This window comes from Dermacoccus nishinomiyaensis, from assembly GCF_900447535.1.
In the GTDB taxonomy this organism is placed as follows: domain Bacteria; phylum Actinomycetota; class Actinomycetes; order Actinomycetales; family Dermatophilaceae; genus Dermacoccus; species Dermacoccus nishinomiyaensis.
Genome location: NZ_UFXX01000001.1, coordinates 377,340 through 401,500, shown reverse-complemented (window position 1 = coordinate 401,500; position 24,161 = coordinate 377,340). Strand labels below are relative to the sequence as shown.

Here is a 24,161-nt window from a genome sequence, read left to right as displayed (position 1 = left end):
TGGCCGCATACTGGAATGTCAGGCCCTCGCCGCATCGTCGCCGCGCGCCCGATCCACTCTCACGACCTGCAGAAGGAGACACGCTGTGCGTCGTCACTTCGACCTCACCACGTCGACCCCACCGACCGTCCTCGTCGCCTTCCAGGGCTGGAACGACGTCACCGGCGCCGCGTTCGACGCGATGGATCACCTCGTCAAGGCCACCGGCGCGCGCCTGTGGGCCGACGTCGACCCGGAGGACTACTACGACTTCCAGGTCAACCAACCGCGCATCGACGTCGTCGACGGCGAGCGCCGCGTCATCTGGCGCACGACGGAGATCTTCCACACGCGACTCGACGCCGTGGGCGACGTGCTCATCGTCAAGGGCATCGAGCCGTCGTTCCGGTGGAAGGCGTTTCTCGCCGAACTGCTCGACGCCATCCATGCGAGCGAGCCGGCGCGCGTCGTGGTGTGCGGTGCGCTCGGTGGGGACACGCCGCACACGCGGCCGCTGCCTGTCACGCTGACGTCGCCGCAGCCGGCGACGCGTGAGGCGTATGACGCGAAGACGCCGACGTACGTCGGCCCGGCGGGCATCGTCGGCATTCTCATCGATGCGCTCGGGCGCTCGGATGTGACGACGATCGCGCAGTGGGTCGTCATGCCGCAGTACGCGCTGGGCAGCCCGCAGCCGAAGGTGACGTGGACGATGGTGCAGGGGTTGTCGAGACTGCTCGACGTCGCGCTGCCCGAGGGCGATCTCGAGGAGCAGGCGCGGGCCTGGGAGCGTGGCGTCAGCGAACTCGTCGCGCAGGACGGCGACATGACCTCCTACGTCGACACGCTCGAGCACTCGATGGACGTCACCGAACTGCCCGAGGCCTCCGGCGATGCGATCGCCGAACAGTTCGAGCAGTTCCTGCGCCGGCGGGACGGCGACAGCCGCCGCGGGGAGCAGGGCCCTGGGGGCGACACGGTCTGACGGGCCGTCGGAACGGCTGGCGTGAGCGGCATGATCGTGCCGAGTTTCTCGCGACGACGGCAGCAGGGGTCCTCGTCGGACGATCGTGCCGGTGTTGGCGCGAGCAGTGTGTGCAACCCCAAAGCGGAACGATCGTGCCGCGGGTCGAATCGGCCTAGGACGAGTGCTCTGACGGCACGATCGTTCCGATGAAGGGTGCATGAGCCTGGTCAGGACGTGCGAACGAGGCGGCGCAGCCTCGGCCTCGGCCAGATCGAGCTGGCCGAACTGGCTGATGTCTCCGGACGCTTCGTCCGCTCGCTCGAGCAGAACAAGGCCACGGTGCGACTCGACAAGCTCACGGCCGTCCTCGACGCGCTGGGTCTGGAGCTGCGTGCTGAACCCCGCGGGGCGTCGGCGCATGAGGCCGCGCGCAGATCGCGCGCAGACGGCGGCGCTGGGTGCCGCTGAAGACCTCGACGAGATCGGGTTTGACGCCAGGCGTGTGCAGGACCTGAGCCGCGTCACGCGTCATCCGGCCCGGACGGTGGCGGCCACCGCAGCGCGGTGACCGCCACCGGTAGCCCAGCGATACACGCTCAACCGCGCTGCTGCACCGCGTCGAAGGCCTGGCTGAGGTCGGCGATGAGGTCGGCGGGGTCTTCGAGGCCCACGGACAGGCGCAGCACCGACTGTGACGGCTTCGCGTCCCCCTCCACGGGACGGTGCGTCAGGGCTGCCGGGTGCTGCATGAGCGTGTCGACTCCCCCGAGCGAGACGGCGTGCACGATGACGCGGCAGGCCGACGTCACGGCGGCGGCCGCATCAAAACCGCCGGCCATGCCGAACGCGAGCACCGAACCGGGCCCGGCCATCTGACGGGCCGCGACGCCGTCGGCGTCGAACTGCGGCAACCCCGGCCACATGACGGCGTCCACCTCGCCGCGCGTCAGCAGCCACTCGGCGACGGCGCGCGCGCCTTCCTGCTGCGCCTTGACCCGAATCGGCAGCGTCTGCAGCCCACGGTGCAACCCGTACGCGTTCGAGGGCGACAACAGCGCCCCCGTGATGGCGCGCACCTGACGCAGCCGCGACGCCCACGCCTCGTCACACGCGACGACGCCGCCCATGAGGTCGCCGTGACCACCCATGAACTTCGTCGCCGAATGCACGCTCAACGTCGCACCGAGCGCGAGCGGCTGCTGCAGCACGGGCGTGGCGAACGTGTTGTCGACCATGACGGGCACGTCGCCCGCGGCGCGCACGACGCCCACGTCACCCGACGACGCGGTTTCGGTTCGGCCCTCGCCGCGGCGGTGCTCGACGTGCTGGGCCCCGACGTCACGCTGCAGTGCGAAATGTACGACGACGGCGGCGTCCGGTTCGCCGAGGCTCACGGCCTCGAGGCGCGCCACCCGCGAGGAACGGCTGCTGCGCGCGCTGCCGGTCGACACGCCGCGCTGCGCGCCGAACGCGCCATCAGCGAACGCCTGACGTTCACCTCGTTCGTCGGGCTCCCCCGCCGCCGACCTCGCGCCGCACTGGGACGCGCTGGCCGCTCAGATGGCCGACGACGTCCCGCTCGGCGGCCTGACCCGCCCCGGCAAGCGTGACGGCGACGCCCGCCGCCGCGAGGACGAGCGTCACGTCGAGGAGGGGTATCTCCTCGTGCGCACCCTCGCCTGGCTCGGCGGCCGGCCGGGTACACGCAGATCCTGCTGGCGAGCGACGCCCCGCAGATCGCGTTGCAGGACGACACGCTCGTCGACCGCTCCTGCCGTGGTGCGGGCGTCGCGCGGGCGCTCAAGGTCGTCAATCTCGAGCACCTGCAGTCACTTCCGCAGGCGAGCGCGACGCAATGGGTCCAAACCTACTGCGCCGAGACGAACACCGCCATCCTCGCGCGCAAAGCCGCGCTGGGCTTTCGATGCGTTCACGTCATGACCGCGCTCGAAGGGCCCCCGGAGGCAGCTGCGCTCAGGCGTACCTGATCCGGTCGAGCAGCATCGCGAGCGGCTCGGGCACCTCGTCGCCGAGCGCCGCGGCCAGCACAGCGGCCGCGTTCTCCTTGCGACCGGACGCGGCGCGCGCGAACCGGCGCAGCTGATCCGCGAGCGGTTCGTCGGCCCACGCGGCCTGTGTGCGCAGCGCATCGAACTTGCTGCCGAGACCCGCGCCCTCGATGGCGGCCTTCGCGCGCTCGGCGCCGAGCGCGCGGATCAGTTCCCCCTCGAGGTCGGGTTCGCAGACGAAGAAGCCATAGACGGGCAGGTCGCTCGCGTCGAGCACGGGCAGCCCGTCGTCGGCGAGCGCCTTCTCGGCCGCGCGGGTGTCGGCGGCGTCGCAGAGCCCAACGACGTCGGCGTCGGATCGGATCTGCCGGATCTCGCCGAGGACACGGCCGACGTTCGTCGCGCCCTGCAGGTTGACGAGTTCGACGTTCGGGCTCGCGAGCCCGTCACGCTCCATGAGGGCCGCGACGGCCGCGACGTCGCTCGGGCCTTCGAGCAGGACGAACATCGTCGCGGCGCTGGCCGTGCTGATCGTCGTGGTCACAGCTTGACCCCGAGCAGGGCGTCGACGACGTCGTGGATCTGCTGTGCGGAGCCGACGGCTTCTTCGCCCTCGGCTGCACACCAGGCGTCGATCGCGGCGAGCGCGGCGGGCGTGTCGAGGTCGCTGCGCAGGGCGCGGCGGACCGCTTCGATCGTGGGCGTCGCGTCGACGCCATCCGCCTCGATGGCGCGTCGCCACGTCGCGAGGCGCTCCTTCGCGGCGTCGAGCCGCGCGTCGGTGTACTCCCAGTCGGTGCGGTAGTGCTGGTCGAGCAGGACGAGCCGGATCGACATCGGGTCGACGCCCTCGCGGCGCAGCACGGACACCTTGACGAGGTTGCCCTTGCTCTTGCTCATCTTCTCGCCGTCGTAGCCGACCATGCCCTGGTGCGCGTAGTGGTGCGCGAACGGCGGCTGCCCCGTCAGCGCGTTGGCCTGCACGGCGCTCATCTCGTGGTGCGGGAAGATGAGATCGGTGCCGCCGCCCTGCAGCGTGAAACCATTGCCGAGATGCTCGAGCGCGATCGACGTGCACTCGATGTGCCAGCCAGGCCGGCCGCGTCCGACGCCGGGGCCGCCGTCCCACGCCGGCTCTCCCTCACGCTCGGCGCGCCACAGCAGCGGGTCGAAGACGTCCCGCTTGCCCTCACGCTCTGGGTCGCCGCCGCGGTCGGCGAAGACGGCCATCATCTGCTCACGGTCCCAGTGCGAGACCGAACCGAACGTCGGCTGCTGCGCGAGGTCGAGGTAGACGTCCTTCGCGCCGGCACCGGCATTCTCGGCGGCGGGCACGTCGACGGTGTAGGCGAGGCCGCGCTCGAGCAGCCGGGCGACGTTGGCCGAATGCAAGGTCATCGACTCGACGACGCCGACGTAGTGCTGCGGCGGGATGACACCGAGGGCCTCCATGTCGCCGTGGAACAGCTCGATCTCGCTCGTCGCGAGCTCACGCCAGTCGACGTCGTCGCGGGCGGCCCGCTCGAGCAGTGGGTCGTCGACGTCGGTGACGTTCTGCACGTAGGTGACCTGCGCGCCCGCGTCGATCATGACGCGCTGGGCGATGTCGAAGGTGACGTAGGTGGCCGCGTGGCCGAGGTGCGTCGCGTCGTACGGCGTGATGCCGCAGACGTACAGCCCGGCCTGCTCGCCGAGGTCGATCGGGACGATCTCACCGGCTGCCGTGTCGAAGAGGCGGACGTCGATGTCGGCTCCAGCCGGGGAGGCGACGGGGTTGAGCGCAGGGCGAGACCAGGATTTCACCGCCTCAGCCTAACGGGTACGACCGACGCCTCCGCCCGGCGGACGCGTCACGGCGAGGCCCTCGTGGGCTCTCACAGCGGCGGCCACGGCAGCGGGTAGCGATCGGACGGCGGCTGTGGAAACACGCCGGCGGTGCGCAGCGCCGCCACGCGCTCGAAGAACGCCTCGACCTCGTCATCGTCGAGGTGTGCGCTGAGCTGCGCGCCGAGCCCGTCTCGCGCGGCCAGGAGCGCCGTGAGGCACGCGTCGTGCGCCGCACTCAACGGTTCACCGGCGAAGCCCCACAGGACGGTGCGCAGCTTGTCGTCGATGTGGAACGTCAGGCCGTGATCGATGGCGTAGAGCTGCATGTCTCCCCCGCCCGATGTGTCCTCGATGAGGTGAGAACCCTTGCGGTCGGCGTTGTTCGTCAGCACGTCCAGCAGCGCGACGTCGCGTAGTGGGTCACCGTCGTGGTGAGCGAGCACGAGGGGGCCCTCGTCGGTGTCGAACGCGGCGATCGCGTGCACGTCGTCAGTCAGCTCGTCCTCGTCGAGCAACGCCACCTGGTCCTGCTCGGCCGGTTCGAGCGGTCCGACCCAGCGCTGCAGGGATCCCTCGCCGAGCTGCGGGTCGACGTGCCACGTCGTCTCCGGAACGCAGCGCATGCCGGCCGCGGCGGCGACGAGGTAGGTCGCGACCTCGCGGTGCGCGAGCGTCCCCGACCGGAAGTCGCGCAACGGTTGTTCACCATGCACGGGTTTGAACACGGCGCGCTCCCCCGTCGCCGTCATCAACCGCACGACGACGTTGGAGGCGTCGACGAGGCGACCCTCGATCTGCCACTCGAGCTCGCTCAGTTCGGGCGTGCCGAGCTCGAGTGGTCGGGAGGTGACGTCGCGCGTCTCGCTCACCGGCGTCGGTACCCGTTCGCGCGGGGGCAGACGTGGCCGCGCGGGTCGAGCGGCTCGTTGCACAGCGGGCAGGGACGGCGGCCCTGCGCGACGAGCGCGAGCGAACGACGCGTGAACTCGCGCGCGGCGGGCGGGGCGAGCACGACGCGCAGGCCCGTGATGGCGGTGATCGCGGCGCCGTCATCGTCCTGGTCCATCTCGGCGTCGAGGTCGTGGCACTCGAGCGCGAAGACGCGCTCCATCGGATTCCAGCTGACGCTCATGCTGCCGACGCGGAACAGCGGGTCGACAGGCAGTTCGAGCGGGTCGTTGTCGGGTGCGGTGGCCGGCTCGTCGCGGTCGGCGCCGACCTCGTCGAGCAGCTCTTCGAGGCGCTCGGCGAGCAGAGCCACCTGCTGCTTCTCGATGGCGACGCCCTCGACGCGGCGCGCGTCACGCACCTGCAGGTAGAACTCGCGAGAGCCCGGCTCACCGACGGTGCCCGCCACGAAGCGCGCGGGCTGGTTGAACTCGACTACAGACATGTCCGTGAGCCTACTGCGTCGCGCCGGTGGCGCCACCGACGGTGGATTCGGCGCTCGTCGAGCGCGCCAGACCGACGGCCTCGCCGAGGCCACCGGAGGTCACGTTCATCGCGAGGACGAAGGGGCGATCGCCGACGAAGCGGATGACGCTCATCGACGCGGGTGCGAGGACGATGCGCTGGAAGTCGTCGAGGTGCTGACCGAGCGCGTCCGACAGCACCGACTTGATGACGTCCCCGTGGCTGACGACGACGCCCACGCCCGAACCGCCCTGCTCGTCGTTGCTGCGTTCGTCCAGCTCGCGCGCGAGGGCGCGCACGGCGTCGACGGCGCGTCGCTGCATGGCGAGCATCGACTCGTGCTCGAACTGCGGGCTCGGCGGGAACGTCACCTGCGACGGGTGTTCCTGCACCTGCTTCCACAGCTCCTCGCCGGCGAGGTCGCTGAGCTTGCGCCCCGTCCAGGCGCCGTAGCGGCACTCGCCGACGGCGTCGTCGGTCTCGACAGCGGCGCCGCTCGCCGCGCGCAGGGCGTCCGCCGTCTCCTGGCAGCGCACGAGCGGCGAGGCGACGATGCGCTCAGGCGTGCAGCAGGCGCTGATCGCCGCGGCGGCGGCGTCGGCCTGGGCGCGCCCCAGCTCGTCGAGATGGACGTCGGGGCTCCAACCGGCGAGGACGCCGGAGGCGTTGGCGCTCGTGCGCCCGTGCCGCAGCAGGATGATGGTGGCCACGAAGCCAGGCTACCGGCCCGGCCGTCCATGACCCGTGTCGCGCCACGGCGCGGGCAGCGCGGTAGCGCAGAATACGACGGTGATCATCGACCAGGCCGTCTATCGCGGCGGCAAGCGCATCGACTGCGGCGACCTGCACGCCGGGCTCGCCGATCTGCGCGAGCACGACGACGGCTTCCTGTGGGTCGGGTTGAAGGATCCGACGGCCGGCGAGTTCTCGCTCATCGCCACGGAGTTCGGCCTGCACCCCCTCGCGGTCGAGGACGCTCTCGGCGGTGGGCAACGCCCCAAATTCGAGGTCTACGACGGCATGGCGTTCCTCGTCATGCGCACGTTGCGCTACATCGAGGCGACGTCCGACGTCGAGACCGGCGAACTCATGGTGTTCGTCGGCGACCGCTTCGTCGTCACCGTCAGGCGCGGTGAGCCGACGCCGCTGGAGACGGTGCGCACCGCGTTGGAGCACGACCCGAGGCTGCTGGAGAAGGGCCCCGTCGCGGTCATCTACTCGGTCATGGACGCGGTCGTCGACAAGTACCTCGCCATCGACGAGGAGCTGAGCGACGACGTCCTCGCGATCGAGCATCAGGTGTTCACGCCGAGCGTGACGACGGACGTCAGCGACATCTACGAACTGAAGCGCGAACTGCTCGAGGCGCGGTGGGCTGTGCAGCCGCTCATCGAGCCGACGCGGCGCCTCGTCGCGTCGTCGTTCGTCGACGAGGGGTTCGCGCCGTTCTTCCGTGACGTGCTCGATCACCTGCAACTCGTCAGCGAGCACATCGAGACCTACGATCGGTTGCTGTCGGACGTGCTGTCGGCGTACCTGTCGCAGGTCGGCGTGCAGCAGAACAACGACATGCGCAAGATTTCGGCGTGGGTCGCCATCGCGACGGTGCCGACGATGCTCGCCGGCATCTACGGCACGAACTTCCACTCGGTGCCGGAGCTGGAGGCGTCCGTGCACTTCGGCGGCCGCGGCGGTGGGTACGAGTTCTACTACGGGTACTACCTGATGATCGCCGTGCTCGCGACGATCGGCGTGCTGCTGTGGCGCGCGTTCAAGAAGTCTGGATGGTTGTGATGGTGGTTCGCCACATCGGTGACGCGGCGCCGCGGGTGCCGACGCGCGTGCTCAACGGCAGCGGGACGCGTGTCAGCGCGTTCGTGCTCGGCGTTTCCGGGTGGGCCCGCGGCGTGACGGCGGAGAGCGCGCAGGAGATGGCGAGCACCTACCTCGCTGCCGGCGGGCACACGTTCGAGACGAACGACGTCGACGCGGGCGCCGCCGAGGTGCGGCTGCGTGAGGCCCTCGAGGGCCGCCGGCGCGAGGAGTACCAGCTCGTCGCGCGCAACGGCCGTCACGGAGCGCTCCCCTTCGCCCCGGGCCCGGACACCTCCCGCGCCGGCCTCATGGCCGCGCTCGATGCGACGCTGGAGCGTCTTGGCACCGAGCACGTCGACCTGTGGCTCGTCGAAGGTGACGACGGCGTCACCCCGAGCGTCGAGGTCGCCTCGGCACTCGAGTGGGCCGTCACGACGGGCCGGGCGAGCGACGTCGGCCTGAGTGACGTGCCCCCCTGGCGCGCGGTCGACGTCAGTCACCTGCTCGCGGCGCGCGGCGTCCACCTCGTCGCGCACGCTGTGGAACATCACCTGCTGCGCGCCGACGCCACGGACGTCGTCGAAGCCGCCGCGGCGCGCGGCTACGGCGTCATCGCGGGCGCCGGGCTCGCGCGCGGCGTGCTGACGGGCAAGTACCGCCACGGCACGCCGGCCGATTCGCGTCGCGCCTCCGGCGATCTCGTGGCGAGCGGAGCCTCACGTGAGACGACGCGCGCCGTCGTCGAATCACTCGCGACGGCGGCCGACGGCCTCGGCGTCCACCCCGCCGAACTGGCCCTCGCCTGGTCGTTGCACGCGCCCGGCATCGACGCCGTCGTCGCGGGGTCTCGCACCGCGGCTCAACTGCGTGTCGCGCTGCACGCCGGCGAGCTGAGTGTGCCGCGCGAGATCGTCGTGGCGCTCGACGAGGTCGCCGGCGCCTGACGGCGGGCGGCCTTGGTCGTCAGAACGCTCGGCCCCCGTGGCCGAGCGTTCGGCCCAATGGGGCGTTCGCCTCAGCCGCGGCCGCGCGCAGAGCGGTGCTTTTCGTCGCCGCTCGTCTCGTCGTCAGCATCGTCGAGGTCATCGTCGTCCTCGTCCTCGTCGTCGAAGTCGTCATCGAAATCGTCGTCGTCGAAGTCATCATCATCGAAATCGTCGTCGTCGAGCAGGACGAGCGGCGTCATCTCGTTGAACGCGTTGAGCAACGCGTCGTCGTAGGTCTCGAACGCGTCGGCCAGGGCGTCGGATGCCGCGATGACGGCGGGGTCGTCGTCACCGCGACGCGCTGAGCACGCCTCGAGGTGACGTTCGAAAGCGAGTGTGAGGGCTTCGAGGGCAGCGCGCGGGTCGGCGTTCATGTGGAAAACGCTACCCCGATCGCGCAAGAATGTGCAGATGGCCGAGTACGAATACCGCACGCTCACGTTCGCGCGTGACGCGAGCCGCAGCGACATCCGCCAGAGCCTCACCGACGAGGCCGAGTACGGGCACTGGGAGCTGGCCCGCACCCGCATCTACCTCGGTGGGGTCCGCCGCATCTGGTTGCGGCGCCGCATCATCCGCATGCGCCCGCAGGACAACGGCGGCTGGCTCTGATCAGCAGTCGGTGAGCAGACGCGCGAGCACCCGCTGCCCGAACTCGAGGCTTTCGACGGGCACGCGTTCGTCGATGCCGTGGAACATCGGCGCGAAGAGCAGATCGGACGGCAGCCGCAACGGTGTGAAGCCGTAGCCGTTGATGCCGAGCTGCTTGAGTGCCTTGTTGTCGGTGCCCGCCGACAGGCAGTAGGGCAGGATCTCGCAGCCCGGGTCCTCGGTGCGCAGCGCGTCCTTCATCCGCTCGACGAGGTGGCCTTCGAACGGCGCGTCGAGCGCGATGTCGCGATGCAGCGTCTCGATCGTCACGTGCTCGCCGGCGAGTTCGGCGATGACGTCCATCAGCTCGTCCTCGTGCCCGGGCAGGAAGCGGCAGTCGACGTTGACCGACGCCGTCTGCGGGATGACGTTGTGCTTGTAGCCGGCGTCGAGCATCGTCGGGTTCGACACGTTCGCGAGGGCCCCCTCGACGAAGGTGCGCGCGCCGGGGATGTGCGCGAGCAGCGCGTCGGTGTCCTCGTCGGTGTAGGTCGTGCCCGTGATGTCGGCGAGACCGTCGAGCAGCTGGCGGACGCTCGCGACGTACTGGCGCGGCCAGACGTGGGCGTCGATGCGGCCGATCGCCGCGGCGAGGCGCGCGATGGCGTTTTCGGCGTTGGGGACGCTGCCGTGGCCGGCGCGGCCGTGGGCGGTGAGGCGGATCCAACGGATGCCCTTCTCCCCCGTCTGCAGCAGGTAGGCGCGCTGGTCGCCGCCGCCCTTCTTCGGCACGGTGACGGAGTAGCCGCCGACCTCGCTGATCGCCTCGGTGGCGCCCTCGAACAGTTCGGGACGGTGGTCGACGGCCCAGTGCGAACCCTTGACGCCGCCGGCCTCCTCATCGGCGAAGAACGCGACGACGAGGTCGCGCGGCGGAGTGACGCCGCGGCGGGCGAAGTCGCGGACGGTCGCGAGGATCATCGCGTCCATGTCCTTCATGTCGACGGCGCCGCGGCCCCAGACGCAGCCGTCCTCGACGTCGGCGGCGAACGGGTCGTGCGACCAATCGGCGGCGTCGGCTGGCACGACGTCGAGGTGGCCGTGGACGACGAGCGCGCCGCGTTCGCGGTCGGCCCCCGGGATGCGGACGACGACGTTCGCGCGCCCCGGCTCGCTCTCGAACAGTTCGGGTTCGAGGCCGACCTCCTGTAGCTGGCCCACGACGTACTCGGCCGCCTCACGCTCGCCGGGGCCCTCGGTGCCCGGGCCGTAGTTGCTCGTGTCGATGCGGATCAGATCGCGGCAGATGCGCAGGACGTCGGATTCGGAGGAGGTCTGAGAAGCCATGGCTCCACCTTTTCATTCCTGCGTGGGCAGCACGCAAGAACGCCCCGGTGGTATCTCACCGGGGCGTTCTCGTGAAGTGTGTCCGAGGGGGGACTTGAACCCCCACGTCCGATAAAGGACACTAGCACCTCAAGCTAGCGCGTCTGCCATTCCGCCACCCGGACAGGTGGTGTTTTCCGGCCGCTTTCGCGCCCTTCCAACGAGGAAGAACATTACCAGGCGTTCGCTTGGAGTGCACATCGGCTCGGCTCAGGCGTGGCCCGTCGGCTGCTCGCCGTCCTGCTCGGGGCGGTGCGGCAGACGGATCTGACGCTGCGGCTGCTGCTGGGTCTCGCGCGGAGCGTCGACCGGCTCGGGCTGCAGACCGGCGTCGGACCCGCTGGCGGGCCTCGTCTGCGCGCCGCGCGGCGCCTGCGGCATCGCCGATGCGCCGAGGGCGGGCACACCGTCGTCAGCGCCGGAAGGGTGCTGCGGGCGGGACGTCGAATCCTCCGCCTCGTTCGTTGCCTGGTCGACCTGGCCACGCGCGTTGGCGAGCGCGACCTGAGGGTCCTCGAGCTTCGTGTCGGCGAACGCGTTGTCGTCGTTCGTGCCGGGGTCGACCCATTCCTCGTCATCGTTGTCGCCCGGACGCCCGGCGTCGCCGCCGAGAGCGCTCGAGATGCCGCGCAGCGCGTCGGTGACCTCCGAGGGGATGACCCACATCTTGTTCGAATCGCCCTGCGCTAGCTGCGGCAGCGTCTGCAGGTACTGGTAGGCGAGCAGACGCTGCGTCGGCTTGCCGCGGTGGATGGCGTCGAACACCTGCTGGATGGCGCGCGCCTCACCCTGGGCCTTGAGGACGGCGGCCTGCGCCTCACCCTCGGCGCGCAGGATCTGGCTCTGCTTCTCACCCTCGGCCGTGAGGATCTGGCTCTGCTTGAAACCCTCGGCGTTCAGGATGGCTGCGCGGCGGTCACGCTCGGCGCGCATCTGCTTCTCCATCGAATCCTGCACCGACGCCGGCGGGTCGATCGCCTTGAGCTCCACACGATTCACGCGGATGCCCCAGCGGCCCGTCGCCTCGTCGAGCACGCCGCGCAGCTGCCCGTTGATCTGGTCACGCGAGGTGAGCGTCTGCTCGAGGTCGAGCGAACCGATGACGTTGCGCAGCGTCGTCACCGTCAGCTGCTCGATACCCTGGATGAAGTTCTCGATCTCGTAGACGGCCGACTTCGGATCCGTCACCGAGTAGTAGATGACGGTGTCGATGCTGACGACGAGGTTGTCGCTCGTGATGACGGGCTGCGGCGGGAACGTGACGACCTGCTCACGCAGATCGATGTTCGCGCGCACCCGGTCGATGAACGGCACGAGGATGTGCAGACCGTCCGTCAGCGTGCGGTTGTACGAGCCGAGACGCTCGACGATCTGAGCCGTCTGCTGCGGCACGATGCGGATCGTGCGCATGACGACGACGACCGCGAAGACCAGCAGCAGGATGACGACGATGAGTCCTGGGGACATGTTCCCTCCCTGTGGCCGGGCGAACCCGGCGTGATGCGCGGACGCTGGCGGGAGTGCTCGCTCAGCGCCGCTCGGTGGTGGTGGGGTCGACGAGCAGAGTCGCGCCCTGCAGGTCGATGACGTGGACGGGCGAACCGAGGGGCAGCGTCGTGCGCACGTCGGTGCGCGCGCTCCACAGGTCGCCGTGCACCTTGACGAGGCCCTGCGACTCGGAGACCGGCTCGACGACGAACCCCGTCTGACCGACGACCGAACGCGGCCCGATGTCGGTGTTGTCGCGCGTCGGGCGCAGACGGCGACGCAGCATCGGGCGCAGCGTGAACAACAACCCGACGGCGACGGCCACCGCGATCGGCGCACTGATGACGAAGTCCGCACCGAAGTACGACGCGATCGCGCCCGCGAGCGCGCCGAGCGCGAGCATGATGAACACGAAGTCGACCGTGACAGCCTCGACGGCGGCCATCGCGAGGGCGACGCCCAGCCACATCAGCCATGCACTGTTGTTCATGCTCGGTCCAGCTCCCCGCTTCGACGACTTCGTACCTGCAATCTACGTGGAACGCTCGTCCGGTTCGACCCGAGAACCTAACGATTACCTCACGGCGACGCGGCAGCGGCGTCGTCCCAGGCCGGCGGTTCGCCGGGCGTCAGCGCCGGATCGTCCACGGCGAAGGTACGCACCGGACCCTTCGGGGTGAGCGGGCCCTCGAACCGGACGGTGACGCGGCCACGCCCTGAACCCCACACCCAACCCGCGCCGAACTCGTCGTGATGCACGTCCATGCCGGGGCGCCACGACGGCGTCGTGCCGGGGCTGAAACGCGTCGTCAACTCCTGAGGCAGGGTCGACGGCGCCTCGTCGGCGTCGGGGTCAGCGTCGTCGCTGCTGGGGGTGGCGGCTGTCGACGACTCACCGACAGCCTCGGGAAAGGCCGGCGTGTCGACGGGAGCCTCGAGTTCGAACAGCCCCGACTGCGCGTGCGTGACGAAACCGCTGACGCCCACACCGATGAGACGCACACCCTGCGCGAGGTCGAGCCCGTCGAGCAGGCGCTGAGCCGTGCGGGCGATGACGTCGGCGTCACGGCTCGGGGTCGGTGATGTCGAGCTGCGCGTCAACGAACTGAAGTCAGGAAGGCGCACCTTGAGGTGCACGGTGCGCCCGAAGACTCCGGCCTTCTCGCAGCGAGCGGAGACGGCCTGCGCGATGCGCTCGATCTCGCGGCGCAGCACGGCGCGATCGTGGACGTCGCGTTCGAACGTCTCCTCGTGCGAGACGCTCTTCGCCTCGCGGGTGAGGGTGAGGTCCCGATCGTCGCGGGCGCGCGCCAGTTCGTGGAGGGAATGCCCGTGACGCTCACCGAAGATGCTGACGAGATCGACGTGCGTCATCGCGCGCAGCTGTTCGACCGTCTCGACACCGAAGGTGCGCAGCCGCGCCGCAGTCGCCGGGCCGACGCCGCTGATCGCGCGCACCGACATCGGCGCGAGGAACTCGAGCTCGCTGCCCGGTTCGACGACGGTGATGCCCGCCGGCTTGTTCAGGTCGGAGCCGATCTTCGCGAGCATCTTCGACGACGCCGCCCCCGCGCTGACGCTCAAACCGCCCGTTGCGTCGGCGACGTCACGGCGTAGGGTCTCGAGCACCTCGCGCACGTGCGCGGTGCTCGAGACCTCGAGGTCGGCGCCGCGCAGGTCGACGTACGCCTCATCGATCGAGACCTGCTCGACGAGCGGCGACAGCTCGCGCAGCACGGCCATGACGGCGAGCGACGACGCGCGGTACGCCTCGAACCGTGGCGAGAGGAACGCCGTGCCGGCCGGGCAGATGGCCCGTGCCTCGGCGGTGCTCATCGCACTGCGGGCGCCGAACGCTCGCGCCTCGTACGACGCCGTCGAGACGACGCCGCGCAGGCCGGTACCACCGACGATGACGGGGCGTCCACGTAGGCTCGGCTTGTCGCGCTGCTCGACCGAGGCGAAGAACGCGTCGAGGTCGACGTGGACGATGCTGGCGTCGTCTCTCACACCAGGTCGATGACCACCTTGACGTCGCCGTCGCGGCGCTCGAAGGCCTCGGCGAACTTCTCGAGCGGCACGCGTCGCGTGATGAGTCGCTCCAGCCAGGCGTTGTCGGCCTTCGCGAGCACCTCGGCCGCGCCCTGGTAGTGACGCAGGTTCGCGTTGACCGAGCCGACGACGACTCCGTTGTCGAGCACGAGGTCGCGGTTGATGTGGCCCAGGTCGACCTCTTGCTCCTTCGGCGCGGAGATGCCCGTCAGGCACACGATGCCGTAGGGCACGTTGTTGGCGAGCACGCCCGAGATGACGGGCACCGCGCCGGTGGCCTCGATGACGACGTCGGGGGCGATCTGCTGCATCTGTTCCATGACGTCGCCCGTGACGTAGGTGGCGCCGAGGTCGCGCACGAGCTCGGGCTTGAGACCGTCGGTGGGCCGGTCGAGGACGTAGACGTCGAGGCCCTTCTGGGCGCCGATGAGCGCGCCGAGCAGACCGATCGGCCCGGCACCGGTGACGAGTACCTTCTTCGGCGCGAACGTCGCGCGGGCGCCGATGCGCTCGACCTGCTCCCAGGCCTTCGTCACGACGGTCGTCGGCTCGAGCAGCACGCCGACCTTCTCCAGCGACGGGTCGAGCTTGACGGCGTGGTCGGCGGGGATGCTCCAGCGCTGCGAACCGAACCCGTGGATCTGCTTGATGCCGTGCTCGGTGTACTCGCCGTTGCGGCACATGTCCCACTCCCCCGCGGCGCACGCGACGCACGGCACGGTGTCGGGCATGCGGACGATGCCGACGACGAGGTCGCCCTCGGCGAAGTCGGAGCCCTCGGGAGCCTGCAGGACGCGCCCGAGCGACTCGTGGCCGAGGACGAGGCGCTCGGCGCCCTCGGGCGCCCAGCCGTAGGCACCGTCGGCGATCTCGTGGTCGGTGCCGCACACGCCGAGGGCGATGCCCTCGACGAGCAGGTCGCCGGGCCCGGGCGTCGGGTCGGGCATGTCGGTGACGGCGAGGGAATCCTTGCTCAGGGGCAGGACGGTGAGTGCGCGCATGACTCCAACTCTAGGCCCCGGGCAGGAGGTCATCCGACGCTTCGGTGGACCAGCAGCGGCAGGACGCAGACGGCGCCCGCCTCGCGTAGCGCGGCCGCGGCGACGGTGGGCTCCCACGTCGTCGACGAGGTGTCGACGACGAGCAGGACGCTCGCTCCCGCGACCTGCGGAGCGCTCCCGGCGAGGGCTTCGCGCCACGCGGTCGCCACCTCGGCGCCCGAGGCATCGCCGACGTTGGGCGGCACGACGTTCCACGTCGTGTGCGGCAGCTTGCCCGCGGCGCCGAGGTGCGCGGCCAGCGACTCGACCCGGGCGGTGCTGACCTCGCCCGAGCCGACCCGCGTCGGCAGCGCGACGATGCATGAGGGGCGCTGGCGCCACGTCTTCGACCAGGCCGCGAGCACGCGCACCGCGGATTCCTGCAGCGCCTGCGACGCCTCCTGCGTGCCCTGGGCGCGCCGATCCTCTCGCCGCTCGTCCTCCCACTCGGCTGCGTCGGCGTGGATGAGCACCCGCCCGGGGTCGGCGGCGAGGTTCGCGGGGATGCGCCCGCGGGTGCCGAACGCGCCACCGGGCCACATCTTGCGCGGTTCGAGGGTGTTGGTCTCGGCGCGCAGCACCGCCGCGATGCGTTCGAGCGTCGCGGGGTTGATGTCCGTCGTCAGCGGCTCGGGCAGGTGGCCCAGGCAGACCGAGCACTGGCCGCAGTCGGCGGCCTCGGGGTCGTCGAGGGCCGTGCGCAGAAGCTTCATGAGGCACTGGGCGCCGGCGATGTAGCGGCGCATGATGTCGGCCTCGCGCTCCCGCGTCGCGATGACGCCCGCGTAGTGCTCCTCGTCGAAGCTCCACTCGACGCCGGTGGCACGCCAGCCGTCGGGGGTGCGCTCGACGACGCCGTCGACGGCGAGTTGCTTGAGCAGCAGCTCGACCCGGTTGCGTCGCAGGCCCGTCTCCGCGTCGAGGGCCACGACGCTCATCGGCTCGGCCGCGGCCTGCAGTGCGGTCAGGAGCGTCGCGACCTGCTCCTTCTTCGGGATCGTCGCCGTCGCGAAGTACTCCCAGATGTTCTCGTCGCCCGCGGCGGGCAGCAGCGCGACGACGGCAGAGTCGATGGCACGGCCCGCTCGCCCGATGTGCTGGTAGTACGACACCGGTGACGCCGGCGCGCCGAGGTGGACGACGAAACCGAGGTCGGGCTTGTCGTAGCCCATCCCGAGCGCTGACGTCGCGATCAGCGCCTTGACACGGTTGTGGCGCAGATCATCCTCGAGCTGTTCTCGCTGAGCCGCCTCGAGCTGACCGGTGTACGCAGCGACGGGCAGCTCGTCACCGTGCGCGGCCGTCACGGCCGCCGCGAGACGCTCGGCGTCCGCGACCGTCAGGGTGTAGACGATGCCACTGCCCGGCAGTGACGCGAGATGGTCGACGACCCACGCGTAGCGCTGCAACGCCGTCATCTCCGGCAGCACCGCGAGGTGCAGCGACGAGCGGGCGAGCGGCCCCCGCAGCACGAGGGAGGCCTCCCCCAGCTGCTGCGCCAGATCCTCGGTGACGCGCTCGTTGGCCGTCGCCGTCGTCGCGAGCACGGGTGTCGCCGGGTTGAGCGTCGTCAGGACGTCGGCGACGCGGCGGTAGTCGGGGCGGAAGTCGTGCCCCCAGTCGGACAGGGCGTGCGCCTCGTCGATGACGAGCAGCCCCAAATCACCCGCGAGCGAACGCATGACGCGTTCACCGAACGTCGGGTTCGCGAGGCGCTCTGGCGAGACGAGCAGCACGTCGAGCTGCCCGGCCGTCACGGCCTGCTCGATGGCGCCCCAGGCGTCGAGGTTGCCGGAGTGGATCGCAGCGGCCCGCAACCCCGCACGCTCGGCGGCGGCCACCTGGTCGCGCATGAGGCTGAGCAGTGGTGAGACGACCAGCGTCGGGCCCGCGCCGCGGCTGCGGGCGATCGCCGTCGCCACCCAGTAGACGGCCGACTTGCCCCACCCCGTCGCCTGGACGACGACGACGCGCGCGCCCGGCCGACCGAGCGCCTCGACCGCGACGCGCTGATCGTCGCGCAGGCGAGCGTCCGGCCCGGCCAGGGCGTGCAGCACGGAGGAGGCGACGGCGTCGAAGCCGGTGTCGTGTTCAGCGTTCATGGGACGAACTGTGGCACGAGACACCGACAACCCCAGAACGACGCGGATTCAGCCCTGCGACGAGGACGCCGCCGCAGCCTTCTCGGCACGCTTGCGACGCCGCTCGGCGGCGATGCGGGCGTCGTCGGCCTCGGCCTCCTCGAGCGTCGGCGCGGTGCCACCCATGGAGGCGGGCAGGAACTCGAGGTCGGCGCCGCTCAGCGTCGGGTAATTCGCGCGTGCCGCGTCGAGCAGCTTCTGCATCGCGTCCTTGACGCGCTGCGTGTTCTCCTCGGGGCTGAGCGTCTCGTCGTACGTCATCGGCTCACCGACGGCGACGGTGATCGGCGTGTTCGTGCGCCCGAGACGCTTCGGCTTGCCCTTCGTCCACACACGCTGCGAACCCCACAGGATCATCGGCACGATCGGCACCCCGGCCTCCTGCGCCATGCGCACGCCGCCGGTCTTGAAGGACTTGAGCTCGAATGAGCGGGAGATCGTCTCCTCCGGGAAGATGCCGACGAGCTCGCCGCGCTTCAGGGCAGCGACGGCGTCGCGGTAGCTCTGCGCGCCGTTGCCGCGCTCGACGGCGATGTGCTTCATGCCGCGCATGAGCGGGCCCGAGATCTTGTGGTCGAAGACCTCCTTCTTCGCCATGAATCGGATGACGCGGCGCTGCTTGATCGCCGGGAAGCCCGCGTACGTGAAGTCCATGTACGACAAGTGGTTCATCATGACGACGGCGCCACCGGTGCGCGGCAGGTTCTCGGAGCCGACGAGGGTGAACTTGAGCCCCTGCGCGGCGAAGAGGCTGCGCGCAATGGCGAGAACGGGAGGGTAGACGAGTTCCATGTCCACCAGCCTAATCCCGCTAGGCTGACGCGGTGCTGCAACAGATCGAGGCGACGCGCTTCGTCGTCCCCCTGCGTGAGGGCGGCTCGCTGCCCGGCGTCGTCGAGGGTTCCGACCTCGGGACGTGGGTCGTCAAGTTCCGCGGAGCCGGCCAGGGGCTCAAGGTGCTCGTCGCCGAGGTCGTCGTCGGCGAACTCGCCCGTGCGCTCGGCCTGCGGGTGCCCGAGCTCGAGCTCGTCGAGCTGCCGGAGGCCATCGCGAAGTACGAGGCCGACGAGGAGGTGCAAGATCTGCTGACGGCGAGCGTCGGGCTCAACCTCGGCGTCGACCTGCTGCCGGGCGCCTTCGCCTATGACGGCTCCATCCCGCCGCCCGCCGACGAGGCCGCCACGATCCTGTGGCTCGATGCGTTCACCGCGAACATCGACCGCACCCCGCACAACCCGAACCTCGTGCGCTGGCACGGGCAGACGTGGTGCATCGACCACGGTGCGGCGCTGTACTTCCACTACTCGTGGCCGTCGAAGGGCTCCCACCCGGAGCGTTTCGCGGCGCAGCGCTTCGATCTGGGCTCCCACATCATGGCCGGGGTGGTCGACCCCTCGCCCGCGGCCGCAGCGGCCGCACACGAGCGTCTTGCTGCGCTCGTCACCCCTGGCCTGTTGCGCGAGATCCTGACGCTCGTGCCCGACGAATGGCTCGAGACGAGTGAGTCGATGCCGCACGCCGACGACGTGCGCGCCGCCTACGTCGAGAACCTGCTCGCGCGCCTCGCCGCCCCGCAAGCATGGTCGCCGGCGTTCGCGGGTGAGATGCGATGAGCGTCGGCTACCAGTACGTCGTGCTGCGTCTCGTGCCGTCGATCGAGCGCGAGGAGTTCCTCAACGTCGGCGTCGCGCTCTACGCGCAGATGGCCGATTTCCTCGACGCCCGTTTCCACCTCGACGCGACCCGCCTCGCCGCCTTAGCTCCGACGCTCGCCGCCGCAGACGTCGAGCAGTCGCTCGCCTCGCTGTGCGCCGACGTGCGCGGCGAGCCGTGCCCCGGGCGCCCTGACCTGCCGAAGCTGGGGCAACGCTTCGGCTGGATCAGCGCGCCGCGTTCGACGATCGTCCAGCCGGGCCCGATGCACGGCGGGGTCAGCAACGACCCGGGCGCCACCCTCGAACGTCTCGTCGACCGGCTCGTGCGCTGAGCTGGCTCAGGCCCATACCCGCTCAATCCTGGGGCGCGGTCGGTAGGGTCGAACCATGAGCATCGAACGAACCACTGCGCCCAACCCCTACGACCACCTGCCGGTGTTCCCGGCCCTCACCGTCACGAGCACGAGCTTCAGCGACGGTGGCGACCTCACCGAGACGTATGTCTACGACGGCTGGGGCGTGAACGGGCAGAACGTCTCGCCGCAGCTGTCGTGGAGCGGTGCGCCGGAGACGACGACGTCGTACGTCGTCACCTGCTTCGACCCTGATGCGCCGACCCCGTCGGGCTTCTGGCACTGGGCGATCGCAGGCATCCCGGCGGACGTCACCGAACTCGCCGAGGGCGCCGGATCGGGTGACGCCGCGTTGCCCGAGGGCGCCTTCCACGTCGCCGGTGATGGCGGCGTCAAGGGCTGGATGGGGCCGTGCCCGCCCGGAGGTGACGGCAAGCACCGATACATGTTCGCGGTCCACGCGATCGAGGGTGACCCTCTCGCGATCGACGACTCGGTCACGCCCGCCGTCCTCAGCTTCAACGCCGTCTTCCAGACCGTCGCACGCGGCGTCACGACGGGCCTGTACGGTCACTGATCGTCCCGGCCACTGATCTCAGCGGCTGCCAGCCGACACAGCACGAGGCCCCGATGCCCACGAGTGGATGCTCGTCGACGTCGGGGCCTCGGCGCGCCCCGTCACACGCGTAGCGTGTACATCGCGACGGCGCTGGCGGCCGCGACGTTGAGCGAGTCGACGCCACCTGCCATTGGGATGCGGACGGTGACGTCGCACGCGGCGACCGTTCGCGTTCCGAGGCCGTCGCCCTCGGTGCCCATGACGAGCGCGAGGCGTTCGGGCTCACGCGCCGCGAGTTCGTCGAGCGTTACGGAATCGTCAGCCAGCGCCATCGCGGCGACCGTCCATCCGGCCTCCTGAAGTCGCGTCACCGAGCCGGGCCACGGGTCGATGCGCGTCCACGGCACCTGGAACACGGTGCCCATCGACACGCGCACCGAGCGGCGGTACAGCGGATCTGCGCAGCGCGGGGTGACGAGGACGGCGTCGACGCCGAGCGCCGCGGCCGATCGGAAGATGGCACCGACGTTCGTGTGATCGACGATGTCCTCGAGCACGACGACGCGCCGCGCGTCACGCAGCAGTTCTTCGGGCAAGGCCAGCGCGGGGCGGTTCATCGACGCGAGAGCCCCGCGGTGCAGATGGAAACCCGTCATCGACTCGATGACGTCGGCCTCCCCCACGTACACGGGGACGTCGGCGGCCTCGGCGTCCGCGACGATGTCGGCGAGGTCGTCGAGCCAGCGCTGGCCCATGAGGAAGCTGCGGGGACGGTCGCCGCGCGCGAGGGCGCGGCGGATGACCTTCTCGCTCTCGGCGATGTAGAGGCCGCGCTCGGTTTCGAGCTTCTTGCGCAGCGCGACGTCGGTGAGGCGGAAGTAGTCGGCGACGCGGTCGTCGTCGGGTGAGGTGATGCGGATCGGCACCGGCGATCAGGCCTGCGCGGCGCGGGCGCTCCAGCGCTCACCGTGACGATCGAGCTCGAGCGCGAGACCGAACGTCTCCGAGAGGTTCTCGGCCGTCAGTGTCGACTCGATCGGGCCGGCGGCGACGACGCGGCCCTCGCGCAGCATGAGGATGTCGGTGAAGCCCGGCGGGATCTCCTCGACGTGGTGGGTGACGAGCACGAGCGCCGGTGCGTCGACGTCCTCGGCGAGCGCGGTGAGGCGCTGCACGAGGTCTTCGCGGGCACCGAGGTCGAGCCCGGCGGCGGGCTCGTCGAGCAGCATGAGCTCGGGGTCGGTCATGAGGGCGCGGGCGATGAGGACGCGCTTGCGCTCCCCCTCGCTCAGCGTGCCGAAGCGACGCTCGGCGAGGTGCGCGGCGCCGAGTTCGTCGAGCAGTTCGCGTGCGCGTTCGTGGTCGAAGCTGTCGTACTTCTCACGCCAGCGTCCCACCATGCCGTAGCTCGCGGTGACGACGACGTCGGAGACCTTCTCACCGGCGGGGATGCGCTCGGCGAGGGCCGCCGTCGCGAGGCCGATGCGGGGGCGAAGCTCGAACACGTCGACGGCGCCGAGCACTTCGCCGAGGATGCCGGCGACGCCCGTCGAGGGATGCATGCGACCGGCGGCGACGTTGAGCAGTGTCGACTTGCCGGCGCCGTTGGGGCCGACGACGACCCAGCGCTCGCCTTCCTCCACCTCCCACGAGACGTCGTCGAGCAGCTTCTGCGCGCCGCGCGTGACACCGATCCCGGAGAGGGACAACACATCGCTCATACCCGTGACCCTACTGACTCGACGGGGTCGAATGCCACGCGACACGGCACGGATGACGTCGTGGACGCGCCTGGCGCCCAACCGACACGGGTGTAAGCTACAACTTGTATCTATGTTGCGTCGAACGCTTACCACCGTGGGCAGCAGATCGACCACCCGAACGAGGAGCGAGCATGAGCGAGCCGAAGATCTCCGCGGCCGACGCGGTCTACCGCGAGGTGAAGGGCCGCATCCTCGACGGCTCGATCGCCGGTGGTGCCCTCATCAGCGAGGGTGAGATCTCGGAACTGCTCGACGTCTCCCGCACCCCCGTGCGCGAGGCGTTCGTCCGGCTGCAGGCCGAGGGGTGGATGACGCTGTACCCCAAGCGCGGCGCGCTCGTGCGCGCCGTCGAACCGCGCGAGGTGCGTGACGTCGTCGAGGCGCGCATCGCGGTGGAGTCGCGTGCGGCGCGCAGCGTCGTCGAGGCGCAGGAGCACCGCGACGTCGCCATCGATCTCGGCGAGATCCTGCGCCGGCAGCGCCAGAGCCTCGAAACCGGCGACCACGACGACTTCACCGAGACCGACTGCGTGTTCCACACCCACCTCGTCGCGGCCGGTGGCAACGCCATCCTCACCGAGTTCTACGAGCGTCTCGGGGAACGTCAGCGCCGCATGGCCGCGCGCATCCTGTGGAAGGACGATCGCCGCTGCCGCGACGTCCTCACCGCCCACGCCCGTCTCGTCGACCTCGTCGCCGCGGGCGACGCGACCGGTTTCGAGCAGGAGCTGACGGCGCACCTGCACCACTCCTACGACGGGCTGCTCCCCTGAGCCTCTCGCCCACCCGAGTTCACCCCACTCACCCACACCCGACGAAAGGCCCCCGCGTGTCACTCGACACCCCGACCCGCACCACCAGCCACGAACGCGTCACGACGAGCGTCGACTCCCCCGAGCGCGCCGGCGCCGGGGGCGCGCGGGCCGCCTGGCTGCCGGTCGGGGCGGCGATGTTCACCGTCGCGTGGGGTGGCAACCAGTTCACGCCGCTGCTCGGGCTCTATCGTGACATCGACGCGCTCTCGACGGGCGCCGTCGACCTGCTGCTCGGTGCGTACGTGCTCGGCATCATGCCAGCGCTGCTGCTCGGCGGGCCGGCCTCCGACCGCTGGGGCCGTCGCCCGCTCATGCTGCCCGCGCCGATCCTCGCGATCATCGCGTCGGTGCTGCTCGCCGTCGGCTCCGGGTCGCCGGCCGTGCTCTTCGTCGGCCGCATCTTCTCCGGCCTGGCGCTCGGGCTCGCCATGGTTGTCGGCGGCTCGTGGATCAAAGAACTGTCGAGCCCGCCGTTCGACGCCGAGGCCGACGCCGCCGCGGGCGCGCGTCGCGCCTCCATCAGCCTGACGGCCGGATTCGCGCTCGGCGCCGCTACCGCCGCGGCGCTTGCCCAGTTCGCGCCGCTGCCCGCGGAGCTGTGCTACCTCGTCCACCTCGTCATCACGGCGGCGAGCTTCGTGCTCCTGACGCGCGCCCCCGAGACGCATGCCGCCCAAGAGATGCCGGGACGCTTCCTCGACGACCTGCGCGTGCCCGCTGCGGGCCACCGTCGCTTCCTGTTCGTCGTCCTGCCGATGGCGCCGTGGGTGTTCGGCTGCGCGGGATGCGCCTATGCCGTGCTGCCCGCCGTCATGGGTGATCGCACCGGCTCGTTCGGCATCGCCTTCTCGGGCCTGCTGTGCCTCGTCGCGCTCGGCTGCGGGCTGTTCATCCAGCAGGTCGGCAAGCGCTTCGACGACGTCAGCTCCGCGCGCGCCATCATCATCGCCCTGACGATGACGCTGCCCGGCCTCGGCATCGCCGCACTTGCAGCGCGCCTCGTCAGCCCGTGGCTCGCGCTCGTCGCGGCCGCCGTCCTCGGTCTCGCCTACGGCATGCTGCTCGTCTCCGGCCTGCAGGAGGTGCAGCGCATCGCCGGTCCCGAGGACCTCGCGGGACTGACGGCTGTCTACTATTCGATCACCTACCTCGGCTTCTTCGTGCCCGCCGCGCTCGCCGTCGTCAGCCACTGGCTGAGCTACCCCGTGATGTTCGTCGGTGGCGTCGTGCTCGCCGCGCTGAGCCTCGGCGTCGTCCTGATGTTCTCGCGCAAGCACCTTCCGTCGGCTCTGGCGCACTGACCTGTCGCCACTAGGCTGGGC

The 24,161-nt window shown here is 70.5% G+C and carries 28 protein-coding genes and 1 tRNA gene; 11 read left to right on the top strand and 18 right to left on the bottom strand.

What is annotated here, in order from left to right; genetic code table 11:
• The first annotated feature begins 85 nt into the window (after positions 1-85).
• Both DYE07_RS02015 and DYE07_RS02010 read left to right on the top strand, forming a co-directional pair.
• Positions 86-964, top strand: a complete 879-nt coding sequence (locus DYE07_RS02015; RefSeq protein ID WP_006947266.1) for a proteasome assembly chaperone family protein — start codon at positions 86-88, stop codon at positions 962-964.
• 216 nt (positions 965-1,180) lie between these two features.
• A complete protein-coding gene (locus tag DYE07_RS02010; protein ID WP_115297055.1) occupies positions 1,181-1,414 on the top strand; it encodes a helix-turn-helix domain-containing protein in 234 nt (77 codons plus the stop codon).
• Positions 1,415-1,542: 128 nt separating this feature from the next.
• Here the strand turns inward: DYE07_RS02010 and DYE07_RS02005 are convergent, their stop codons facing one another.
• Both DYE07_RS02005 and DYE07_RS14630 read right to left on the bottom strand, forming a co-directional pair.
• Positions 1,543-2,397: a trans-sulfuration enzyme family protein gene (locus DYE07_RS02005; protein WP_370447725.1), complete on the bottom strand. Its 855-nt coding sequence runs from the start codon at positions 2,395-2,397 to the stop codon at positions 1,543-1,545.
• Between the two features lie 43 nt (positions 2,398-2,440).
• On the bottom strand, positions 2,441-2,590 hold the full coding sequence (locus DYE07_RS14630; protein WP_172462931.1) for a hypothetical protein: 150 nt from the start codon (positions 2,588-2,590) through the stop codon (positions 2,441-2,443).
• Between the two features lie 98 nt (positions 2,591-2,688).
• Between DYE07_RS14630 and DYE07_RS02000 the strand changes: the two genes are divergently transcribed.
• Positions 2,689-2,934 carry a hypothetical protein gene (locus tag DYE07_RS02000; RefSeq protein ID WP_074045323.1) on the top strand — a complete coding sequence of 82 codons (246 nt, stop codon included), beginning with the start codon at positions 2,689-2,691 and terminating at the stop codon, positions 2,932-2,934.
• On the opposite strand, the gene DYE07_RS01995 is transcribed toward DYE07_RS02000, so the two are convergent.
• The 5 genes from DYE07_RS01995 to DYE07_RS01975 form a co-directional block, all read right to left on the bottom strand.
• Positions 2,921-3,499 (bottom strand): hypothetical protein, encoded by a 579-nt coding sequence (locus DYE07_RS01995; protein ID WP_115296230.1) that lies wholly within the window; start codon positions 3,497-3,499, stop codon positions 2,921-2,923. The two genes, DYE07_RS02000 and DYE07_RS01995, sit on opposite strands and share 14 nt — an antisense overlap.
• On the bottom strand, positions 3,496-4,758 hold the full coding sequence (gene mshC, locus DYE07_RS01990; RefSeq protein WP_115296229.1) for a cysteine--1-D-myo-inosityl 2-amino-2-deoxy-alpha-D-glucopyranoside ligase: 1,263 nt from the start codon (positions 4,756-4,758) through the stop codon (positions 3,496-3,498). The genes DYE07_RS01995 and mshC overlap by 4 nt, the downstream gene beginning before the upstream one ends.
• Positions 4,759-4,829: 71 nt before the next feature.
• A complete protein-coding gene (locus tag DYE07_RS01985; RefSeq protein WP_172462930.1) occupies positions 4,830-5,651 on the bottom strand; it encodes an SCO1664 family protein in 822 nt (273 codons plus the stop codon).
• Positions 5,648-6,175: a DUF3090 family protein gene (locus tag DYE07_RS01980; protein WP_006947252.1), complete on the bottom strand. Its 528-nt coding sequence runs from the start codon at positions 6,173-6,175 to the stop codon at positions 5,648-5,650. The genes DYE07_RS01985 and DYE07_RS01980 overlap by 4 nt, the downstream gene beginning before the upstream one ends.
• Positions 6,176-6,185: 10 nt before the next feature.
• Positions 6,186-6,905 (bottom strand): MSMEG_4193 family putative phosphomutase, encoded by a 720-nt coding sequence (locus DYE07_RS01975; protein ID WP_006947223.1) that lies wholly within the window; start codon positions 6,903-6,905, stop codon positions 6,186-6,188.
• A gap of 79 nt (positions 6,906-6,984) precedes the next feature.
• On the opposite strand from DYE07_RS01975, the gene DYE07_RS01970 reads away from it, so the two are divergent.
• Positions 6,985-7,989, top strand: coding sequence for a magnesium and cobalt transport protein CorA (locus DYE07_RS01970; protein ID WP_006947278.1), 1,005 nt, complete (start codon positions 6,985-6,987; stop codon positions 7,987-7,989).
• Positions 7,980-8,954 carry an aldo/keto reductase gene (locus DYE07_RS01965; protein WP_115296227.1) on the top strand — a complete coding sequence of 325 codons (975 nt, stop codon included), beginning with the start codon at positions 7,980-7,982 and terminating at the stop codon, positions 8,952-8,954. The genes DYE07_RS01970 and DYE07_RS01965 overlap by 10 nt, the downstream gene beginning before the upstream one ends.
• A gap of 71 nt (positions 8,955-9,025) precedes the next feature.
• Here the strand turns inward: DYE07_RS01965 and DYE07_RS14625 are convergent, their stop codons facing one another.
• Positions 9,026-9,370 (bottom strand): hypothetical protein, encoded by a 345-nt coding sequence (locus DYE07_RS14625; RefSeq protein ID WP_006945469.1) that lies wholly within the window; start codon positions 9,368-9,370, stop codon positions 9,026-9,028.
• Positions 9,371-9,407: 37 nt separating this feature from the next.
• Between DYE07_RS14625 and DYE07_RS01955 the strand changes: the two genes are divergently transcribed.
• Positions 9,408-9,608, top strand: a complete 201-nt coding sequence (locus DYE07_RS01955) for a DUF5703 family protein (RefSeq protein ID WP_038568187.1) — start codon at positions 9,408-9,410, stop codon at positions 9,606-9,608.
• On the opposite strand, the gene DYE07_RS01950 is transcribed toward DYE07_RS01955, so the two are convergent.
• The 8 genes from DYE07_RS01950 to DYE07_RS01915 all read right to left on the bottom strand — a co-directional run bounded on the left by DYE07_RS01950 (position 9,609) and on the right by DYE07_RS01915 (position 18,486).
• Positions 9,609-10,934, bottom strand: coding sequence for a M20/M25/M40 family metallo-hydrolase (locus DYE07_RS01950; protein ID WP_115296226.1), 1,326 nt, complete (start codon positions 10,932-10,934; stop codon positions 9,609-9,611). It lies immediately after the preceding gene.
• A 79-nt stretch (positions 10,935-11,013) separates the two neighbouring features.
• Positions 11,014-11,098: transfer RNA gene (locus tag DYE07_RS01945), tRNA-Leu, on the bottom strand.
• An 85-nt stretch (positions 11,099-11,183) separates the two neighbouring features.
• Positions 11,184-12,440: an SPFH domain-containing protein gene (locus tag DYE07_RS01940; protein WP_006945464.1), complete on the bottom strand. Its 1,257-nt coding sequence runs from the start codon at positions 12,438-12,440 to the stop codon at positions 11,184-11,186.
• 61 nt (positions 12,441-12,501) lie between these two features.
• Positions 12,502-12,951 carry an NfeD family protein gene (locus DYE07_RS01935; protein ID WP_006945462.1) on the bottom strand — a complete coding sequence of 150 codons (450 nt, stop codon included), beginning with the start codon at positions 12,949-12,951 and terminating at the stop codon, positions 12,502-12,504.
• Between the two features lie 89 nt (positions 12,952-13,040).
• Entirely contained in the window at positions 13,041-14,471 is a 1,431-nt protein-coding gene (locus DYE07_RS01930) for a DNA polymerase IV (protein WP_006945471.1), read from the bottom strand.
• Complete coding sequence (locus DYE07_RS01925; protein WP_115296225.1) at positions 14,468-15,514, bottom strand: glucose 1-dehydrogenase; 1,047 nt, start codon at positions 15,512-15,514, stop codon at positions 14,468-14,470. Before DYE07_RS01925 ends, DYE07_RS01930 begins: the two co-directional genes overlap by 4 nt.
• Before the next feature lie 29 nt (positions 15,515-15,543).
• Complete coding sequence (locus DYE07_RS01920; protein WP_115296224.1) at positions 15,544-17,655, bottom strand: RecQ family ATP-dependent DNA helicase; 2,112 nt, start codon at positions 17,653-17,655, stop codon at positions 15,544-15,546.
• A gap of 48 nt (positions 17,656-17,703) precedes the next feature.
• Positions 17,704-18,486 (bottom strand): lysophospholipid acyltransferase family protein, encoded by a 783-nt coding sequence (locus DYE07_RS01915; protein ID WP_115296223.1) that lies wholly within the window; start codon positions 18,484-18,486, stop codon positions 17,704-17,706.
• Between the two features lie 32 nt (positions 18,487-18,518).
• Between DYE07_RS01915 and DYE07_RS01910 the strand changes: the two genes are divergently transcribed.
• Genes DYE07_RS01910 through DYE07_RS01900 form a run of 3 tightly spaced genes read left to right on the top strand, consistent with a single transcriptional unit; the run spans position 18,519 to position 20,279 of the window.
• Positions 18,519-19,307, top strand: a complete 789-nt coding sequence (locus DYE07_RS01910) for a HipA family kinase (protein ID WP_006945433.1) — start codon at positions 18,519-18,521, stop codon at positions 19,305-19,307.
• On the top strand, positions 19,304-19,681 hold the full coding sequence (locus DYE07_RS01905) for a DUF3037 domain-containing protein (RefSeq protein ID WP_115296222.1): 378 nt from the start codon (positions 19,304-19,306) through the stop codon (positions 19,679-19,681). The genes DYE07_RS01910 and DYE07_RS01905 overlap by 4 nt, the downstream gene beginning before the upstream one ends.
• Before the next feature lie 55 nt (positions 19,682-19,736).
• Positions 19,737-20,279 (top strand): YbhB/YbcL family Raf kinase inhibitor-like protein, encoded by a 543-nt coding sequence (locus DYE07_RS01900; protein ID WP_115296221.1) that lies wholly within the window; start codon positions 19,737-19,739, stop codon positions 20,277-20,279.
• Between the two features lie 101 nt (positions 20,280-20,380).
• On the opposite strand, the gene DYE07_RS01895 is transcribed toward DYE07_RS01900, so the two are convergent.
• Both DYE07_RS01895 and DYE07_RS01890 read right to left on the bottom strand, forming a co-directional pair.
• Positions 20,381-21,187: a TrmH family RNA methyltransferase gene (locus tag DYE07_RS01895; RefSeq protein ID WP_006945348.1), complete on the bottom strand. Its 807-nt coding sequence runs from the start codon at positions 21,185-21,187 to the stop codon at positions 20,381-20,383.
• A gap of 6 nt (positions 21,188-21,193) precedes the next feature.
• Positions 21,194-21,982 (bottom strand): ABC transporter ATP-binding protein, encoded by a 789-nt coding sequence (locus DYE07_RS01890; RefSeq protein ID WP_115296220.1) that lies wholly within the window; start codon positions 21,980-21,982, stop codon positions 21,194-21,196.
• Positions 21,983-22,155: 173 nt separating this feature from the next.
• Here DYE07_RS01890 and DYE07_RS01885 point away from each other — a divergent pair, with 173 nt between their 5' ends.
• Positions 22,156-22,797, top strand: a complete 642-nt coding sequence (locus DYE07_RS01885; protein WP_006945364.1) for a GntR family transcriptional regulator — start codon at positions 22,156-22,158, stop codon at positions 22,795-22,797.
• Between the two features lie 56 nt (positions 22,798-22,853).
• Complete coding sequence (locus DYE07_RS01880) at positions 22,854-24,140, top strand: MFS transporter (RefSeq protein WP_115296219.1); 1,287 nt, start codon at positions 22,854-22,856, stop codon at positions 24,138-24,140.
• Positions 24,141-24,161: the final 21 nt, after the last annotated feature.

Coding starts and splice junctions, on each gene's coding strand:
- DYE07_RS01950 (WP_115296226.1), bottom strand. CDS start 10,934: ATGGCTTCTCAGACCTCCTCCGAATCCGACGTCCTGCGCATCTGCCGC.
- DYE07_RS01920 (WP_115296224.1), bottom strand. CDS start 17,655: ATGAACGCTGAACACGACACCGGCTTCGACGCCGTCGCCTCCTCCGTG.
- DYE07_RS01980 (WP_006947252.1), bottom strand. CDS start 6,175: ATGTCTGTAGTCGAGTTCAACCAGCCCGCGCGCTTCGTGGCGGGCACC.
- DYE07_RS01955 (WP_038568187.1), top strand. CDS start 9,408: ATGGCCGAGTACGAATACCGCACGCTCACGTTCGCGCGTGACGCGAGC.
- DYE07_RS01965 (WP_115296227.1), top strand. CDS start 7,980: ATGGTTGTGATGGTGGTTCGCCACATCGGTGACGCGGCGCCGCGGGTG.
- DYE07_RS01885 (WP_006945364.1), top strand. CDS start 22,156: ATGAGCGAGCCGAAGATCTCCGCGGCCGACGCGGTCTACCGCGAGGTG.
- DYE07_RS01905 (WP_115296222.1), top strand. CDS start 19,304: ATGAGCGTCGGCTACCAGTACGTCGTGCTGCGTCTCGTGCCGTCGATC.
- DYE07_RS01940 (WP_006945464.1), bottom strand. CDS start 12,440: ATGTCCCCAGGACTCATCGTCGTCATCCTGCTGCTGGTCTTCGCGGTC.
- DYE07_RS01935 (WP_006945462.1), bottom strand. CDS start 12,951: ATGAACAACAGTGCATGGCTGATGTGGCTGGGCGTCGCCCTCGCGATG.
- DYE07_RS14625 (WP_006945469.1), bottom strand. CDS start 9,370: ATGAACGCCGACCCGCGCGCTGCCCTCGAAGCCCTCACACTCGCTTTC.
- DYE07_RS01900 (WP_115296221.1), top strand. CDS start 19,737: ATGAGCATCGAACGAACCACTGCGCCCAACCCCTACGACCACCTGCCG.
- DYE07_RS01890 (WP_115296220.1), bottom strand. CDS start 21,982: ATGAGCGATGTGTTGTCCCTCTCCGGGATCGGTGTCACGCGCGGCGCG.
- DYE07_RS01925 (WP_115296225.1), bottom strand. CDS start 15,514: ATGCGCGCACTCACCGTCCTGCCCCTGAGCAAGGATTCCCTCGCCGTC.
- DYE07_RS01915 (WP_115296223.1), bottom strand. CDS start 18,486: ATGGAACTCGTCTACCCTCCCGTTCTCGCCATTGCGCGCAGCCTCTTC.